General features: G+C 66.5%; 18 protein-coding genes and 1 other RNA gene. 6 read left to right on the top strand and 13 right to left on the bottom strand.

Annotated features, from left to right (window positions below):
- Positions 1-29: 29 nt before the first annotated feature.
- From ACIG5A_RS34380 to ACIG5A_RS34360, 5 genes are all read left to right on the top strand, one after another.
- The gene (locus ACIG5A_RS34380) at positions 30-641 is read left to right on the top strand and encodes a sensor histidine kinase (RefSeq protein WP_397247812.1); all 612 of its coding nucleotides are present in this window, start codon (positions 30-32) and stop codon (positions 639-641) included.
- A 90-nt stretch (positions 642-731) separates the two neighbouring features.
- Positions 732-1055, top strand: coding sequence for a FitA-like ribbon-helix-helix domain-containing protein (locus tag ACIG5A_RS34375; RefSeq protein ID WP_397247810.1), 324 nt, complete (start codon positions 732-734; stop codon positions 1053-1055).
- On the top strand, positions 1055-1480 hold the full coding sequence (locus ACIG5A_RS34370) for a PIN domain-containing protein (RefSeq protein ID WP_397247808.1): 426 nt from the start codon (positions 1055-1057) through the stop codon (positions 1478-1480). The genes ACIG5A_RS34375 and ACIG5A_RS34370 overlap by 1 nt, the downstream gene beginning before the upstream one ends.
- Positions 1481-2318: 838 nt before the next feature.
- Complete coding sequence (locus ACIG5A_RS34365; RefSeq protein ID WP_397247806.1) at positions 2319-2702, top strand: type II toxin-antitoxin system RelE/ParE family toxin; 384 nt, start codon at positions 2319-2321, stop codon at positions 2700-2702.
- On the top strand, positions 2699-3040 hold the full coding sequence (locus ACIG5A_RS34360) for a helix-turn-helix domain-containing protein (RefSeq protein ID WP_397247804.1): 342 nt from the start codon (positions 2699-2701) through the stop codon (positions 3038-3040). Before ACIG5A_RS34365 ends, ACIG5A_RS34360 begins: the two co-directional genes overlap by 4 nt.
- A gap of 231 nt (positions 3041-3271) precedes the next feature.
- On the opposite strand, the gene ssrA is transcribed toward ACIG5A_RS34360, so the two are convergent.
- Positions 3272-3643: a transfer-messenger RNA gene (gene ssrA, locus ACIG5A_RS34355) on the bottom strand.
- A 184-nt stretch (positions 3644-3827) separates the two neighbouring features.
- Between ssrA and ACIG5A_RS34350 the strand changes: the two genes are divergently transcribed.
- Complete coding sequence (locus ACIG5A_RS34350) at positions 3828-5135, top strand: ABC transporter substrate-binding protein (RefSeq protein ID WP_397247802.1); 1308 nt, start codon at positions 3828-3830, stop codon at positions 5133-5135.
- Between the two features lie 2 nt (positions 5136-5137).
- Here the strand turns inward: ACIG5A_RS34350 and ACIG5A_RS34345 are convergent, their stop codons facing one another.
- The 12 genes from ACIG5A_RS34345 to ACIG5A_RS34290 form a co-directional block, all read right to left on the bottom strand.
- The gene (locus ACIG5A_RS34345; protein ID WP_397248021.1) at positions 5138-6007 is read right to left on the bottom strand and encodes an EamA family transporter; all 870 of its coding nucleotides are present in this window, start codon (positions 6005-6007) and stop codon (positions 5138-5140) included.
- A gap of 5 nt (positions 6008-6012) precedes the next feature.
- On the bottom strand, positions 6013-6486 hold the full coding sequence (gene smpB, locus ACIG5A_RS34340; protein ID WP_397247800.1) for an SsrA-binding protein SmpB: 474 nt from the start codon (positions 6484-6486) through the stop codon (positions 6013-6015).
- Between the two features lie 64 nt (positions 6487-6550).
- A complete protein-coding gene (locus ACIG5A_RS34335) occupies positions 6551-6793 on the bottom strand; it encodes a hypothetical protein (RefSeq protein ID WP_397247798.1) in 243 nt (80 codons plus the stop codon).
- A 67-nt stretch (positions 6794-6860) separates the two neighbouring features.
- Positions 6861-7925, bottom strand: coding sequence for a metallophosphoesterase (locus tag ACIG5A_RS34330; protein ID WP_397247796.1), 1065 nt, complete (start codon positions 7923-7925; stop codon positions 6861-6863).
- Between the two features lie 47 nt (positions 7926-7972).
- Positions 7973-9457: an alkaline phosphatase gene (gene phoA / locus ACIG5A_RS34325; RefSeq protein ID WP_397247794.1), complete on the bottom strand. Its 1485-nt coding sequence runs from the start codon at positions 9455-9457 to the stop codon at positions 7973-7975.
- A gap of 102 nt (positions 9458-9559) precedes the next feature.
- Positions 9560-11425, bottom strand: coding sequence for a DNA helicase RecQ (recQ, locus tag ACIG5A_RS34320; protein WP_397247792.1), 1866 nt, complete (start codon positions 11423-11425; stop codon positions 9560-9562).
- 96 nt (positions 11426-11521) lie between these two features.
- Positions 11522-12424 carry a permease-like cell division protein FtsX gene (gene ftsX / locus ACIG5A_RS34315; RefSeq protein WP_397247790.1) on the bottom strand — a complete coding sequence of 301 codons (903 nt, stop codon included), beginning with the start codon at positions 12422-12424 and terminating at the stop codon, positions 11522-11524.
- Entirely contained in the window at positions 12424-13104 is a 681-nt protein-coding gene (ftsE, locus tag ACIG5A_RS34310; protein WP_397248019.1) for a cell division ATP-binding protein FtsE, read from the bottom strand. The genes ftsX and ftsE overlap by 1 nt, the downstream gene beginning before the upstream one ends.
- 136 nt (positions 13105-13240) lie before the next feature.
- Entirely contained in the window at positions 13241-13369 is a 129-nt protein-coding gene (locus ACIG5A_RS34305; RefSeq protein ID WP_397247788.1) for a hypothetical protein, read from the bottom strand.
- Between the two features lie 16 nt (positions 13370-13385).
- Positions 13386-14243 (bottom strand): mechanosensitive ion channel family protein, encoded by an 858-nt coding sequence (locus ACIG5A_RS34300; RefSeq protein ID WP_397247786.1) that lies wholly within the window; start codon positions 14241-14243, stop codon positions 13386-13388.
- The gene (prfB, locus tag ACIG5A_RS34295; RefSeq protein WP_397247784.1) at positions 14244-15359 is read right to left on the bottom strand and encodes a peptide chain release factor 2; all 1116 of its coding nucleotides are present in this window, start codon (positions 15357-15359) and stop codon (positions 14244-14246) included. It lies immediately after the preceding gene.
- A 401-nt stretch (positions 15360-15760) separates the two neighbouring features.
- Positions 15761-16618: a helix-turn-helix domain-containing protein gene (locus ACIG5A_RS34290; RefSeq protein ID WP_397247782.1), complete on the bottom strand. Its 858-nt coding sequence runs from the start codon at positions 16616-16618 to the stop codon at positions 15761-15763.
- Positions 16619-16700 lie beyond the last annotated feature (82 nt).

Below are 16700 nucleotides of genomic sequence, written 5' to 3'. Positions count from 1 at the left end.
CCTGACAGCGAACTGACACATCAACTGACATGGAAACACAGCAGCCGACTGCCGTCGGTCGCACTCGGCTAGCGGAAGTATGGGTAGTCCTGCACCCCGAAACCGTTGTGCTCACTGTCGAGAACACAGGCGACAAGCTCACCCCCCATGTGGTTTCCACACTTGTCGAGCCGTTTCAGCGCGGCACCGAACGCATACACACCCACCACACAGGCGTCGGCCTCGGCCCGGCAATCGTCAAAAGCATCGCCCAAGCACACGCCGGAACCCTCACCCTCACCCCCGCCCCACCGGCGGTCTCCGCGTCACAGTGCAACTCCCCGCGCGGTCGTAGATGCAGGCCCGAGCGCCGGGCAATCAGCGGTCCACCCGACCCACAAAAAATCCTCCCGACCTGCGACTTTCATCGCCGATCAGAGAGATCCAAGAGTGGAGCTGCAGGGAATCGAACCCGGACTATGCCCCTGGCAGGGGTACTGATCCGGGTTCTACCTGGGAAAACCCATCATTGCGAGTCACGGTCAATCCCCCTCTTTCGGGCCGATTGTGCCCAAATGTGCCCACCTCGCGTCATCCGCCTGCGCCGAATCTTCAGGCGAGGTATGGCGCGGACCGCCCTTCCAGGTGGTGGGTCAGTCTGAGTCGCTGCGTGTGGTGCATATCGAAGCTGTCCAGTTCGGCAGGGACAACTAGTGAGTGCATTTTGAGGGCATTACGGTAACATTGACTTCATGGCGACCATCAAGACACCGAAGACGCCCAAGGCGCGAAAGGCGACCGCCAAAGGCGCGGCCGTGAAGGCGACGCCGACCAACCTGAATGTTCGCAACCTCGACCCGGCCATCAAGGCGACCATTCAGCGTCGGGCCAATCGTCACGGCCGGTCCATGGAAGCCGAGGTGCGGGACATTCTCACTCGCGCTGCTACCGAGGACGATGGCCCTGGCCCCAGCCCCCTGTCTGGGGCCGCCCTGCTTGCTCGACTGGCCGAGCTTCGGCAAGCTCTTGCTGGTGAAGTGCCGGAAATCGGTGTGCGGCACGAAGATTCGAAATAATGCTCATCCTCGACACCAATGTAATCGCAGCGGCGATGACACCGGAGAAGTACCCGATCGTGGCTTCTTGGTTGGTTACCCAGCCGACGATCTACACGACCTCCGTCACGATCATGGAGACACTGAACGGTGTCTACGCACTCGATAAGGGTAAGAAGCGCGCCGCGCTCGATGTTGCCGCCAATGCCGTGTTCGCGCCCCTAGAAGCGGCTGGGCGAGTGCTGACATTCGACTACGCAGCCGCCTTCTACTACGCGACATTGATGATGAAGCGACCCAAACCGACGGCCGGTGAAGTTCTCGACGCACAGATAGCGGCGATCGCCCTGGCTCACGATGCGACGGTGGCAACCCTGAACGTCAAGGACTTCGCAGGTAAGGGCGTGAAGGTGTTCGACCCATCCACGGGCACACACCACGAATAGGCGCGGAAAAGCCCCTCACCCGCAGTAGCAGATGAGGGCCTCGAGTGGAGCTGTCGGGAATCGAACCCGTTGTCGGCTCCCAGGTTGGTCGACTATCCAGCGAATTTCGCTGCATCTCAGGCGATTTCGGCTTGCTTGCGACCAATACATTAGGGCCAGGTGTTGACGTGGTCAACGCCCGTACATGGCAGACTTCGACGGGTATCAGCTGAACGCGACACCTGGCCATGGTGCGCACTCCGTGATCGGCACGGATGCGTGCGTTGAGGCAGGCGGCCAGACGCGGCGAATCGAGAGAGGCCCGAACACGCGCGCAGCGGCATGTGAGGGCGTTTGGCCTGGACTGGCCGTGGTCTGGACGCAGGTCTGTATGCCAGCCCAACTCGCTCTCGAGGACGTGACGGCGTCCTAGCCGTTCGTGCCGGATAGGTCGACCTACGGGACTGCCCCGAGTTCGGCCTCCGCTTCGAGCTCGCACACCCGCGCTTCCAACTCCGCCTTTGTGTGCGCCGACGTTTCGAGCGTCCGGCCGTACAGGTCGTATCAGCGCGATGGGCAGACCGCTCGCGATCGCCCCCCTTGAAAAGCTTCCCGGCTGATTCCGATCGCGCAGGCGTGACAACACCGACACCGACCACCGCATCCATCGTTTCTGGGACCTGACAGCAGTACTTCTCGGCACACGCACCAACTTGGGGCAGGCCGACCGCTGGCTATACGACGGGCTTGCCCACTCAGTCCGCCCGACCTGAACGAGCGATCACGCTGATAGGGGGCATGACCTAACACCTGGCCGACACCTTGCGACATGTCGTTGACGACATATACTGTAGGTGTCGTGAGCGAACTGTTCGCCATCGAAATCGAGCCCGAGGTGCGGGACTGGCTGGAAGCGCTGCCAGCCAAGCACTTCCTCAAGATCGACGAATACGTCGGCCTGCTCGCCGAACAAGCAGAGTCGCTGGGCGAACCCTATGCTCGATATCTTGGCGACGGGGTCCGCGAACTACGCCCAACGCTGGATGGCGCAGCCATCCGCATCACCTACTGGCTCGCGCCTGGACGACGAGTCATCCTACTGACGGTGTTCCGCAAGACTCGTATGCGAGAAGACGCCGAGGTCAAACGCGCGAAACTTGCCCAACAGACCTGCCAAGCCGAACACGAACCCGCCCATCAGGAATTCATCCGCACAATCGAGAAGGGAGAACTGGACCAATGAGCCACGCACGTTGGAAAACCCTCCGGGAACGCAAACTCGCGGAGAGCTACACCGAACCCGACGATGTCACCGAGGCCCGCCGCGAAATCCGGCTCTCCATGGCACTGGCCCGAGCCGTCTACGACCGCCGCACCGAACTTGGCCTCACCCAAGCCGACCTCGCCGAACGCGCAGGCCTGACTCAAGCCAAAATCTCGCGCATCGAGGGCTCCGACACCGTGCCAACCCTCCCCCTACTCGCCAAACTCGCTGACGCCCTCGATGCCACCCTCAACATCGCCCTAGACGCCGACGACACCCGAGTCAACTTCACCAGCCACCACACCGACGCTGCCTGAACCTCGTTGTGCAGGCCTCCCCGCCCGGCTCGGCGGTGAGGCCCCGGAATCGAATCGGCATGGGACTTGCCAGACAAACCCTAGACAACCTGCGGAAACACACCCTCCGAGCGTCCTTCGGCATCTCCGATTGTTGACGCCGTCAACACAATTTGGCCTCTATCGTTCGACCTAGACAGCAGAAAAATCCCCCTGACCTGCGACTTTCGTCGCCGATCAGGGGGATTCTCGCTGTGGAGCTGCCGGGAATCGAACCCGGGTCCTCCGCCGTGTCTTCAGGGCTTCTCCGTGTGCAGTTCGCTAGGTCTCTACTTGGATCTCCGGGTCTCGCGAACAAGCTCGGATGACGATCCCAGTCGCTGTTTGATGTCCCGTCCGCACCCGCGACCGATGCGGACGGTAATTCCCTCTAGCTGATGCCAGTACCCGGGTCGAGGGACGAACCCGGACTGACAGACACGTCCTGCTACTTAGGCAGCGAGGGCGTAGTCGCGCTGATGAGAATCGGCGCTTAATTGGTTGCAGCGACGCTTACGGTGGTCTCTTGCCTGCACCGACACGCTTCCCCTGAATCAACGTACGCAGTCGAAACCGTTCAGCCCCGTACGTCCCGGCACCTTGCCGGGCTAGTCATGTTAACACCCGGCGAACACCGGTTCATTCCATTATCCGCCGTTGCGGCGGATGCAACCAATCCGGCCTCCCCGGATTGCGTGACAGGTACCGTTTCACTTCGGCCGCACCAGGATTGGGTCCCCCGAGCGGTCGAGATGAGGGAGGCGTCACCATGCGATTCACCCCTGCCCGGCGCGCGCTGTGCCGGCTCGCTGCGGCCCCGATCGCCGCCGGTCTTGTCCTTACCGCAGCGTGTTCGCCCAGCTCCGGCGGCCAACCGGCGCCCGGCGTGAGCCGCGAGCCGTGCCCGCATCCGGTCCACGAGGACAAGGGCTGCATCTATCTGGGGGTGCTGTCGGATCTGGAGTCCGGGCCGTTCTCGGTGCTGGGGAAATCGCTGCAGGACGGTCAGCTGGCGTTCTGGGACGAGGTCAACCGGTCCGGCGGTATCGGCGGATATGAGATCGACATCACCACCTACTCCAGGGATACCGGTTATGACCCGCGCAGGCACGCGACCGAGTACGCGTCGATCGCGCCGCATGTGCTCGCGCTGGCCATGAGCCTCGGCACCGCGCAGACGCTGGCGGTGCTGCACGATATGGATACCGCGAACCTGATCACCGCGGCGGGCACGCTGTGGTCGGGCTGGCAGTACCGCGATGTCGACCTGAATCTCGTTCTCGACGGCGGCTATTCGTACTGCACCGAGGCCATCATGGGCTTGGATTGGTTCGCGCAGAACAAGTTTCCGCCGCGCACCATCTCGGTGATCGCCTATCGCGGCAACTACGGCGGCGACTACGCCAGCGGCGCGTTGAAGTGGGCGATCGATAACGGCGCGACGATCACCGCGCGCATCGACACCGGCCCGAATGTCGAGGTCGGCAGCCAGGACGGGCCGATCGGCGAGATCCTGTCCAACCCACCGGATCTGGTGCTGCTGGCGACCGGCGCGGCGGAGACCGCGGAGATCGTCGGCAAGCTGGCCAAGTCCGGATTCGCCGGACGCTTCCTCGGCTCGACTCCGACGTGGAACGGCGCGCTGCTCAATACACCCGCAGCCACCGCGCTCACCGCGCTGTACAACTACACCTCACCGGTGGACGGCTGGGACGGCGACTCCCCGGGCGTCCAGCACGCCAGGGCCGCCGCACCGCACGAACCGGCGAACTTCGGCTACAACCTCGGCTGGGCAACCAGCTATCCACTCAAGGCGCTGCTCACCAAGGCAGCCAGCTCGGGCGCATTGACCAGGGCTGGACTGCGCAAAACCCTGGACGGGCTCGCGGTCGACGCCGAGGGCATGGTCGCCACCCAGACCTACGGCCGCGCCGAACCCGACCTGACCGCGCAGCGAGCGGTGATCAGCGTGCCCGATCCCACCGCGCCGATGGGCTCACGCACGCTGTCTCCCGACTTCCGCGGTCCCACTATGCAGCGCCTCCAGATGCACAGCCCCTGCACGCACACCGTGTGATGTCAGGCGACGGCGATCAGGCCGACGGCCACGAGAGCCAGTGCGAGGCCGATCTTTTGGAGCCGGCCGACGCGTTCACCGAGCAGCACCATGGCCAGCAGGACCGTCGCGGCCGGATACAGCGAGCCGATCACGCTGACCAGCGAGAGCAGCGATCCGTGGAACGCGTACAGCAGCGCCGCGTTGCTGATCACGTCGAGCACGCTGATCCACACCGCGAGCCGCAGCGGTTCGCCGCGCAGGCGCCCGAAATCTCGCTGCGTGAACGCGGTGAACCACACCACCCCGGTGGCCGCGAGCCGCTGAGCCAGCAGCGGCCACAGCCCGGCGGACCCGCTGGTCTCATGGAGGAAGACGAAGGCGAAACCGTAGGCCACCCCCGATCCGACGGTGAGCAGCGCGACCCTGCGGTCGAAGCGCAGCTCGCGCCCGCCGATGATCTCCTCGGTGACGGCGTCCGGCGATTCCCGGCTGGCCAGCAGCACCGCGACCAACGCGAACGCGATCCCGGCGAAGGCGAGCGGGCCCGGCCGCTCACCGATCGCGAGGCCGACGAGCACCGGAACGCCCGCGACCAGTACCGCGGTCACCGGCGAAACCACCGCCATCGGACCGTCGGCGAGCGCGGCGTAGAACCACCACACGGCGAAACCGCTGGACAGCCCGGCGGCCACACCCCAGCCGATCGATGCCGCGTCCGGACTGCCCGCGGACAGCGAGAGCAGCGGCATCGTCAGCATGGCGAGCACGACGAGCAGCACCGAGAGCGGATAGGAGTAGATGACGATCCGCAATGCGGTGACCCGGCGCGATGCCACTCCGCCGAAGTAGTCGCTCACGCCGTAGCCGACAGCGGCTATCAGCGCCAGCAATACCGTCAACGCATGCCTTTGATCCGCCGCCCTATTTCGCGGGTGACCTCACGCTCGGCGGTGCGGCGCGCGATGTCCTGGCGCTTGTCGTAGTCCTGCTTGCCCTTGGCCAGCGCGATCTCGACCTTCACCTTGCCGTCGGAGAAGTACATGGACAGCGGCACCAGCGTCTGGTTGCCCTCGCGCGACTTGCCGACCAGATGCTGGATCTCGCGCTTGTGCAGCAGCAACTTGCGCACCCGGCGCGGCGAGTGGTTGGTCCAGGTGCCGTGGCTGAACTCGGGAATGTGCAACCCGCGCAGCCACACCTCGCCGTTGTCCACGGTCGCGAAGGCGTCGACCAGCGAGGCCTTGCCCTCGCGCAGGCTCTTCACCTCGGTGCCGACCAGCGCGATCCCCGCCTCGTAGACGTCGAGGATCGTGTAGTTGTGCCGCGCCCGGCGGTTGGTCGCGATGACCTTCCGGCCCTTTTCCTTCATAACGATCAACCTTAAGTGAAGGCGCAACGCGATTATTCCCAGGCCGGAGCTGGGACCGCGGCCGTCAGCCGCCGGGGCGCAGCATCAGGTAGCACACGAGCGCCGTGATGAAGGCGATGAGCAGCAGCGCGGTGGACGGGCGGGGTCCGCGATGGCGGCGCGGCGGCGGTGGCGGGCGCCTGCCGAGCCAGACGTTCTCCACCGAGGGGTCGCCGTGCCGTGACGGGCCGCGCGGCGCGTCCGGTACCTCGGACGACGGACCGCCGGAGTAATCGGACCCACCGTCCCCCGGGCCATCGGATGCCATAGCCAGCACCGTAGCGGCCGAACCGGTGCCGTGCCGCAATTATGCGGCACCGCAACGGGATCGGAATTCAGGCGAGACGACGGGTGAAAACCTCGGTGGCCGCGCCGGAAGCCGGGTCGACGGTGTGCACGCCGAGTTCGAGGCGATCGGCGGCGATATCCATGACCATGAAGCCGAGTTCGGTGCAGGTCTCGTACAGCGAGGCATTGCCGCCCGCACCCTTGCCCGCCGTCTTGGCCGCGGCGCCGGAGACGATCTGGCGGGTGCCCTTCGAGGCGGGTGTCGGCTCGAGCACCTGCAGCGTGTGATCGTGCCCGGAGAGCAGCACCTGGCATTTGCCGAGCACGTGATCTTCGAAGAACCGTTTGACGTGCACGCCGTTGATCGGCTCGATGGACAGTCCCTCGTAGCGGCCCGCGTCGCCGTGCGGACCGTTGCTGAGGTACGGCTGATGGGTGCAGACGATCTTCCAGCGCGCGGGCGATTCGGCCAGCGCCCGATCCAGCCAGGCGCGCTGCTCGTTCATGAACTGACCGTCGACGGCCCAGTACGGCGCGAAGACCGGCGGAATGTAGGAGGCGAGCGGGTTCACGTCGAGCACGAAGAATTCGACCACCGGATCCGGATCCGGCAGTCGCACCGAGTAGTACCGGCTCGGCATCCACCAGCGCGCGGAGTTCGCGTGATACTCCACCTCGTCGTTGCCGCGCAGCAGCCAGGCGCCGTCACCGCCGATGATCGAACTGTTGTCGTGGTTGCCCAGCACCATCAGCCACGGGAAATCCAATCCCGCGTTGGGGTTTTCGAATTTGGTGGCGAACTGCACGTCGGCGGCGCCGTTGGGCCCACTCTCGTAGATGTTGTCGCCGAGCCCGAGCGCGACCGAAAACGGCTTGCGCGCATGGTATTCCCGCGCGGCGTCGGCGACCGCCCACTGGGTGCGCGTCCCGGTGCCCGCGTCACCGGTGACGAGCACCCGCAGCGATCGCTCGGTCGGGAAGGCGAACTTGGTGACGCCCGCCGCGACCGGGACCGCTTGGGCGGGCGTCAGACCCGCCAGCGTTGCGCCGGCCGCGACGGAGGCCGCCCCGGCTAGGAAGCCGCGGCGGCCGAATCCGTTGTCGTTACTCACGACCGAGGACATTACGGACCATCCCCCGCCTGCGTGGGGATCGCACCCTACTTGCCCGCGGCCGCTGCCTTCTTGGTCCGGTCCAGTCCGAGTGCGTCGGAGATGGTGAAGAACATATCCGTCTGATCGGTCAGGCCGACCACGTTCGCGGCGCGCGGACCGTAGGCGGCGACGCGCAGCTGGGTGCCGGTGTGCTCCTGCGAGCCACCCTCTTCGGCGTTGCCGTAGGACACGGCCATCTCGGCGCCGTCCTTGGTGACCACCTTGCTGGTGAGCGCGGGCGACTTGGTGTCGAGCGGGACGATCTGGCTCGAGTGCGCGTGGTCGGCGGTCACGATGACCAGGGTGTTGCCGTCCTGCTTGGCGAATTCGAGCGCGGCCTGCACGGCGGCGTCGAGGTCGACGGTCTCACCGACCTGGCCGCACGGGTTGGCCTCGTGGTCCTGCTTGTCGATGGACGCGCCCTCGACCTGGAGGAAGAAGCCGTCCTTGCGGCCCTTGAGCAGGTCGATCGCCTTGCGGGTCATCGCGGCCAGCTCGGGTGCGGTGTCCTTGCGCTCCGGGTTCGGGCGGCAGGTCTGCGCGGGCAGGGCGAGGCCGTTGTGCACGGCCTTGTCACCGGTCAGCCGGACCGGCATGTTGCCGGGCGCGAACAGGCCGAGCAGCGGCTGGTCCTGATCGGCCTTGCTGACGCCGTCCAGGCCCGTCTTGTCGGAGACCAGATTGTAGCCGCGCGCCTCCGCCTGCTCCTTCAGCGTCTTGCCCTGGTACTGGCCCGCGGTGGCCTTCTGTTCGAAGCTCTTCGCGCCGCCGCCGAGGGTGACGTCGGCGCGGGTGGTGAGCAGCTGCTCGCTGATCGAGCCGAGGCCGCCCTTCTCCAGCGCGTTGGTCGGACACTTCAGCGCGGTTTCCTCGGGCCCGTAGCACTTGCGCTCGGTGACGTGCGCACCCTGCACGGCGGGGGTGGCGTCCTGGATCTCGGCGGTGGTCACGTTACCGGTGGCCTTGCCGTTCGCCTTGGCGATCTCGATCAGGTTGGCCTGCGGATTGCCCTTGATGTCGACGCCGATGGCGCCGTTGTAGGTCTTGGTCCCGGTGGCCCACGCGGTGCCGCTCGCCGCGGAATCGGTGACGTAGTCCGGCTTTCCGGTCGCCTTGTCCAGCGAGTAGTGGGTGTACTGGCCGGTGAGCGGCAGCGCGTCGATGCCCTTGAAGAAGCCGCCGGCGCCCTCGGCGACGTTGCGCGCCACGGTGATCTCGGAATCGCCCATGCCGTCGCCGATCAGCAGGATGACGTTCTTGGCCTGGTTGCCGTTGATCGACGCGCGCAGTGCCTCACTGCGATCGCCGGTGAGCCTGCGGGCACCGCCGTTCTCACTCGCCTTGCCCGGCGCGGCCTGGGCGAACAGATCGCCGCTCGACTGCTTGGCGGAGTCCGAGCCGCAGGATGCGACGACTCCGACCAGAAGGGCAGCGGCGCCGGCGAGGGCGCCGGCCCGGGCAAGCCGGGACTTGGACGGTGCGAACCGCATGCTGTGAACCTCATCGTCTCGTGAAATGTCTGTCGGGCAGAGCGTGCAGTGCACGACTGAACCAACAGCAACGCATCGGTTACCGGACGGTGAATCGTAGGATCAGTCGGCCGCGAGCACGTCGAGCACCTGCTCGCCGTACTTGGCCAACTTGTTCTCGCCGACCCCGCCGACGGTGCCGAGATCGGCCAGGCTCGACGGCTTGCGCGCCGCGATCTCGCGCAGCGTCGCATCGTGGAAGACGACATAGGCAGGCACGCCCTGTTCCTTGGCAGTCGCCGCCCGCCACTCGCGCAACCGCTCGAACAGCGGCACATCCGTCGGAGCCATATCCGCAACGGGCGCTTTGCTTTTCGACGCGCGCGCCGGTTTCGCCGCGCGCTCCGGCTCGCGGCGCAGCAGTACCTGTCTCCCCTCGAACAGCACCTCGTTGCTCGCCTCGGTGAGGGTGAGCACGCCGTAGTCGCCGTGCACCGCGAGCAGCCCCTTGGCGAGCAATTGCCTGACCACGCCGCGCCATTCGATATCGCGCAGATCGGTGCCGATACCGAAGACCTTCAGCTCGTGATGATCGTGCTGGAGCACCTTCTGGTTCTTCTTGCCGAGCAGGATCTCGATGATGTGGCCCGCGCCGAAGCTCTGGCCGCGTTCGCGCTTGAGCCGCAACACCGTCGAGAGCAGCTTCTGCGCGGGCACGGTGCCGTCCCAGGATTCGGGCGGGGTCAGGCAGGTGTCGCAGTTGCCGCACGGCGCGCCGTCGGTCTGCCCGAAGTAGTTGAGCAGCTGGACCCGGCGGCAGGTCACCGTCTCGCACAGCGCGAGCATCGCGTCCAGGTGCAATTGGAGCTGCCTGCGGTGCGCGGCGTCACCCTCGGAGCTGTCGATCATCTTGCGCTGCTGCACGACATCGCTGAGCCCGTACACCATCCACGCGGTCGACGGCTGCCCGTCGCGGCCAGCGCGGCCGGTCTCCTGGTAGTAGCCCTCCACGGATTTCGGCAGGTCGAGATGGGCGACGAAACGCACGTCCGGCTTATCGATACCCATGCCGAAGGCGATGGTGGCGACCACGACCAGGCCGTCCTCGCGCAGGAAGCGCGCCTGGTTGGTGGCGCGGGTCCGGTTGTCCAGCCCCGCGTGATAGGGCACCGCGCTGATGCCGTTCTCGGTGAGGAAGGCCGCGGTCTTCTCCACCGAATTGCGCGAGAGGCAGTAGACGATGCCCGCGTCGCCCGCGTGCTCGGTGCGCAGGAAGTCGAGCAGTTGATGGTCGGGCCGGTTCTTCGGCTCGATCCGGTACTGGATATTGGGCCGGTCGAAGCTGGCGACGAACTGCCTGGCGTTCCCGAGATCGAGCCGATGGACGATCTCGTCGCGCGTCTTCGCGGTCGCGGTGGCGGTCAGCGCGACGCGCGGGACATCCGGCCAGCGCTGGTGCAGCATCGACAGTTCGAGATAGTCGGGCCGGAAGTCGTGGCCCCACTGCGACACACAGTGCGCCTCGTCGATGGCGAACAGCGCGATCTTTCCCCGCTCCAGCAGCTGCGCGGTCGATTCCAGGCGCAGGCGCTCCGGCGCCAGATACAGCAGGTCGAGTTCGCCTGCCACGAACTGTGCCTCGACCGTGCGGCGCTCGTCCGGGAACTGCGTCGAGTTCAGGAATCCGGCGCGCACACCGAGCGCGCTGAGCGCGTCGACCTGGTCCTGCATCAGCGCGATCAGCGGCGAGATCACCACGCCGACACCGGGGCGGACCAGCGCGGGCACCTGATAGCACAGCGACTTGCCGCCGCCGGTCGGCATCAGCACCAGCGCGTCCCCGCCTGCCACCACATGCTCGACGATCTGCGCCTGATCACCGCGGAAACTGTCGTAGCCGAAGACCTTGCGTAGAACCTGTTGTGCCGCACCGATTTCGGCGTGCACGTCATCGCTCGCTACGGCCGCGAAAGCGTCGGGGGGAGTCACCCGGCCCATCCTACGAGTGCCGTCCGGCCGCCGTGCCGGTACGACGGCGCGGATCGCGGGCGGACCGGGTGTTACTCCACATGTGGATAACCGAAATCACTCCCGCACGTACAGGCGCAGCGTGGCGTACGCGGCGATCGCGGCGACAATGATGCCGATCGGCGCGATATAGAAGGCGACGGTGGCGATGTCCTCGCCGGTGATGCGCGGGAAGACGTTCTCGTCGAACAGCTGCCCGAGCACCCGATCGATCACCAGCGGCCGGGCGACGAACAAACCGGCCACCGCGAGGAACGCGCCGATCACCGCCGCGACCACCGCCTCGAGCAGGAACGGCAGCTGCGTGTACCACCTGGTCGCGCCGACCAGCCGCATGATCCCGACCTCGGTGCGCCGGGTGAACGCCGCGATCTGCACCATGTTCGCGATCAGCAGCAGCGCCGCGAGCCCCATCATCAGCGCCAGGCCGAAGGCCGCGTTGCGCAACCCGTTGAACATACTGATCAGCCGGTTGATGACCTCCTGATCACTGGTGGCGAATTTGACGCCGGCATGATCCTTGAACTGCTTGATGAGGTCCGGATACTGCTTGGGGTCCGCCGATTTCACCCGCACGATCGCCGGAAACGGCGTCTGCGTGAGCGATTCGACCATCGCGGGCTGGTCCTTCCACGACTCCTGCACCAGCCGCACGGCGGCGGCCCGGCTGACGAACTGCACGCTCTCGACGCCGGGCACATTCTTCAGATCGGCGACCAGTGACTTGCACGCCTCCGCGGAGCAGTCCTGATCGGTTCTCGAGACCTCCTCGTTCATCACGAATCGCAGCTCGACCCGGCCGCTGAAGTAGTGCTCGATCTTGTCGACCATCCGCACCGAGAGGAAGCCGCCGCCGAGCATGGTCAGCGATACCGCGATGGTCAGGATCATCGCCAGCGTGATGGTGACGTTTCGGCGCAGCCCACGGAAGACCTCGCCGAACAGAAAGCTCGCGCGCATTACCGCCCCACCCCGTAGACGCCGGTCGCCTCGTCGCGGACCAGCCTGCCGCGATCGAGTTCGACCACGCGCTTGCGCATGGCGTCGACGATGTGGTTGTCGTGGGTCGCCATCACCACCGTTGTCCCGGTTCGGTTGATCCGCCCGAGCAGCGCCATGATGTCGCCGCTGGTGTCGGGGTCGAGGTTGCCGGTCGGTTCGTCGGCCAGCAGGACCAGCGGCCGGTTGACGAACGCGCGCGCGATCGCCACCCGCTGCTGCTCACCGCCGGACAGCTCACCTGGTAGTCGATCCGCTTTCCCTGCGAGCCCGACCATGTCGAGCACCTCGGGCACCGTGCGCTCGATGAACTGGCGCCGCTTGCCGATCACCTCCAGCGCGAACGCCACGTTCTGCTGCACGGTCTTCTGCTGCAGCAGCCGGAAGTCCTGGAAGACGCACCCCATGCGCTGGCGCAGCTTCGGCACCTTGCGGCCGGGCAGCCGGTCGACCCGGAAGTCGGCGACCTGGATCTCCCCCGCCGTCGGCACCTCCTCCCGCAGCAGCAGCCGCATGAAGGTCGACTTGCCGGAACCGGACGGGCCGATGATGAAGACGAATTCGCCCTTTTCCACATCGACGGAGACGTTGTCCAGCGCGGGCCGGGTAGAGGTCTTGTACGACTTGGTGACGTGCCGCATCGTGATCACGGGTAGCCAGTGTAGCCAGCAACAGCCGTGCACCCCAGGCGCCGCGACCGCGGCGCGAGCGATGGCACGGAGGCGGCAGCGCAGTGTAACCACGCAGGGCCCGGGAGCGCCGCCGATCGAATACTGCTCAGCGGCCGGGAATCACCGGGATCACCGCTGCCGGTACGGTATTCAGCGGCGGTTCGGACCGCTGCGGAAGTGGTTGATCCGGCTTGACGAACAGGTACAGCACGAACGTGGCGACCCAGGTTGCCATCAGGATCGCCGTGGATCTACGTGGTCTCACTGATTCCCTCCCGGCGCAGTGCCGCGGCAACCCGCACCCGCAGCTCGCGTCCGACTTCGAACTGTTTGCCCGGCAACGTGCGGGCAACCATTCGGATGTTCATCTGATCTACCGTCAGATCCTCGACGCCCATCACGGTGGGTTCGTCGAGCAGCAGCGGTTTCAGTCGTGGGTCCTGGTACGCCTGTGTACCGACCTGGTGCAGGATCTCGTTGACCCGGGTGATGTCCACGCTGGCCGCCACCGGCACATCGATCGCGGCACGCGCCCAATCCTTGGACAGATTGACGACTTTCACGATCTGCCCGTTGGGTACGGTGACCACCTCACCGTCCGCGTTGCGCAAGGTGGTGATCCGCAGCGTGACATCCTCGACCGTACCCTCGGCCTGCTCCGCGGCTCCGGTGACCGCGATGCGAACCACGTCACCGAATCCGTACTGCCGCTCGGTGATCAGGAAGAACCCGGCGAGGATGTCCTGCACGATGCGCTGCGCGCCGAAACCGAGTGCGGCGCCGAGCACCGCGGCGGGCGCCACCAGGCCGCTGACCCCGAAGCCCATGCGACGCAGCACTTCCATGCCGACGAGCACGTAGACGATGGTCAGCACCACCCAGGTGACCACCTGCGCGAGCGCGTGCCGATGCTTGGCGGCCTCCGAGCGCACCAGCGCGTCGCTGCTGCGGAACTGGGCGTCGATCTTGCGGGTGATCCGGTCCCTGATGAAGGTGGCGAACCTGCTGAACAGCATCGCGCCGAGGATCAGCAGCACGATTTCCAGGCCGGGCCCGCGCAACCAGTTCGTGAAGTCGGTCGAGCCCATGGTCTGGATCGCGGTATCCATCTAGCTGGCCTGCTCCCGCATCCGCCAGCGGATCCCGGATTCGATGAAGCCGTCGATATCGCCGTCGAGCACCGCCGAGGGGTTGTTGACCTCGTAGTTGGTGCGCAGATCCTTGACCATCTGATACGGGTGCAGCACGTACGAACGCATCTGGTTACCCCAGGACGCGCCCTCGTTGGTCTTGAGCGCGTCCATTTCGGCGCGCTCCTCCTGGCGCTTGCGCTCGAGTAGCTTGGCCTGTAGCACGCGCATCGCCGAGATCTTGTTCTGCAGCTGCGACTTCTCGTTCTGACAGGTGACGACGATGCCGGTCGGAATGTGGGTCAGGCGGACCGCGGAGTCGGTGGTGTTGACGCTCTGACCACCGGGGCCGGACGAGCGGTACACGTCGACCCGGATCTCGCCCTCGGGGATCTCGATGTGGTCGGTGGTCTCCACCACCGGCAGCACCTCGACCTCGGCGAAGGAGGTCTGGCGGCGGCCCTGGTTGTCGAACGGGCTGATCCGGACCAGGCGGTGGGTGCCCATCTCGACCGAGAGGGTGCCGTAGGCGTACGGGCTCTTCACCGCGAAGGTCGCGCTCTTGATGCCCGCCTCTTCGGCGTAGGAGGTGTCGTAGACCTCCACCGCGTACTTGTGCCGGTCGGCCCAGCGGATGTACATGCGCATCAGCATCTCGGCCCAGTCCGCGGCGTCGACGCCGCCGGCGCCGGAACGGATGTTGACCAGCGCCTCGCGCTGGTCGTACTCGCCGGACAGCAGCGTGCGGACCTCCATGGCCTCCACATCGCCGTGTAGCGCGGCACGCTCGGCGTCGGCCTCGGCCAGCGCGGCCGTCTTGGCCTCGCCCTCCTCGTCCTCGGCCAGTTCGTACAGCACCGGCAGGTCGTCGAGCCGCTGGCGCAGCTCCTCGACCCGGCGTAGTTCACCCTGGGCGTGCGAAAGCTCGCTCGTCACCTGCTGGGCGTGCTCCTGGTTGTTCCACAGTTCAGGGTCCGCTGCCTGGTGTTCGAGCTCATCGATGCGGCGGCGCAGCTCCTCGATGTCGAGAACAGACTCGACCGTCTTGAGCGTGGCGTCGAGTTCGGCGAGATCGGCGGAAACGTCAGGATGCACGATGTTCAAGGCTACCGGGCCGGAGGGAGTGGACGAAACACGGCGGCGGGGTGCCGCGGCGGTTGGCGCAGCGCGGCGAGCGACGCGCGGGCGGAGCGGTGGTTCGTAGTCGGGCGAGGCCGTCGACGCCGCCGCGGAATCGGCCGCCGGGGCCGGTCCCCTTCAAACGTCGGATCGGAGCTGACCCAGCGCCTGGGACGCGCTGCGACGGACGGCCTCGGCTAGGACATCTGCGGAACCGGCGGACAGCCGCCGGGTGTGGCTACGGTCGATCACAGGTGTCGATGCTACGCCCGACCTCCGCCGATGACGAGCGAAAAATAGTCCTGCGCAATGGAATTAGGCGTACCTCCGCATTCGCTCCGGCCGTGCGCGAAGCGGACTCCGTCCGCTGCGACCGATCAGCCCGCTACCGCACGCAGTCCGCCGGGGCGGCGGCCGACCAGCTGATCGAGCGCGGCGGCGGTGGTGTCGTCGGCGGGGAGGTAGATCATCAGGTATTGATCGTCGTCCGCGGAAAGGTGCAGCGTCTCGTAGGCCAGGCGCAGCATGCCCGCCTCGGGGTGGTCGAGGCGGCCGACGCCGTTGGTGTCCGGCAGGCCGGGGATGGTCTCCATCCGATGGGTGAATTCGTGGCCGACGGTGACGGTCAGCTCGTCGACGAGTGCGCCGACCTGCGGATCGGCGCGGCCCGCTCCCTGTTTCAGCGAGGCAACGGCCTTGTCCGCCTTGTGCGCCCAGTCCGGATAGAACTCGCGGGCGCGCGGGTCGGTGAAGACGTAGCGGATGTAGTTGCTCGGCAGGCCGTCATCGAGCAGACCGGTCGGCGCCATCAGGCGCCGGTAGCCGGTGGTGCAGACGAGCACCTCGTTCAGCCGGTTCATCAATGCGGCCGGTGCGGGCTCCAACTGGTCGAGCATGGCCTGGACGGCAGGGCGCACCTCCCGGTTCGGGCCCGCGCCGCCGAGGCAGCTGAAGCCGGGATCGGCGGCCTTGCCGAGCTGGTGCAGGTGCACGCGCTGGCTTCGGGTCAGGCGCAGCGCGTCGGCCAGTGCGGACAGCACGGCCGCCGAGGGATTGCGATCCCGTCCCTGCTCGAGCCGCGTCAGGTACTCGACACTCACACCAGCCAGCGTGGCCAGTTCCGAACGGCGCAATCCCGGCGTGCGACGACGCGGCCCACTCGGCAGCCCGACCTCGGCGGGAGTGACCGCCTCTCTGCGCACCCGCAGGAACAGGCCCATCTCGTTGTCGCTCACCTTTCGAACGTACCGCGCGGCGCGCTTCTTAAAGTGGCCCTGTCACTACCACTCTCATCGTGGTCTCCCTAGCGCCTCGGCC

The sequence above is a fragment of the Nocardia sp. NPDC052566 genome (assembly GCF_044547285.1).
GTDB lineage: Bacteria > Actinomycetota > Actinomycetes > Mycobacteriales > Mycobacteriaceae > Nocardia.
This window is presented reverse-complemented; position numbering and strand designations above follow the sequence as displayed.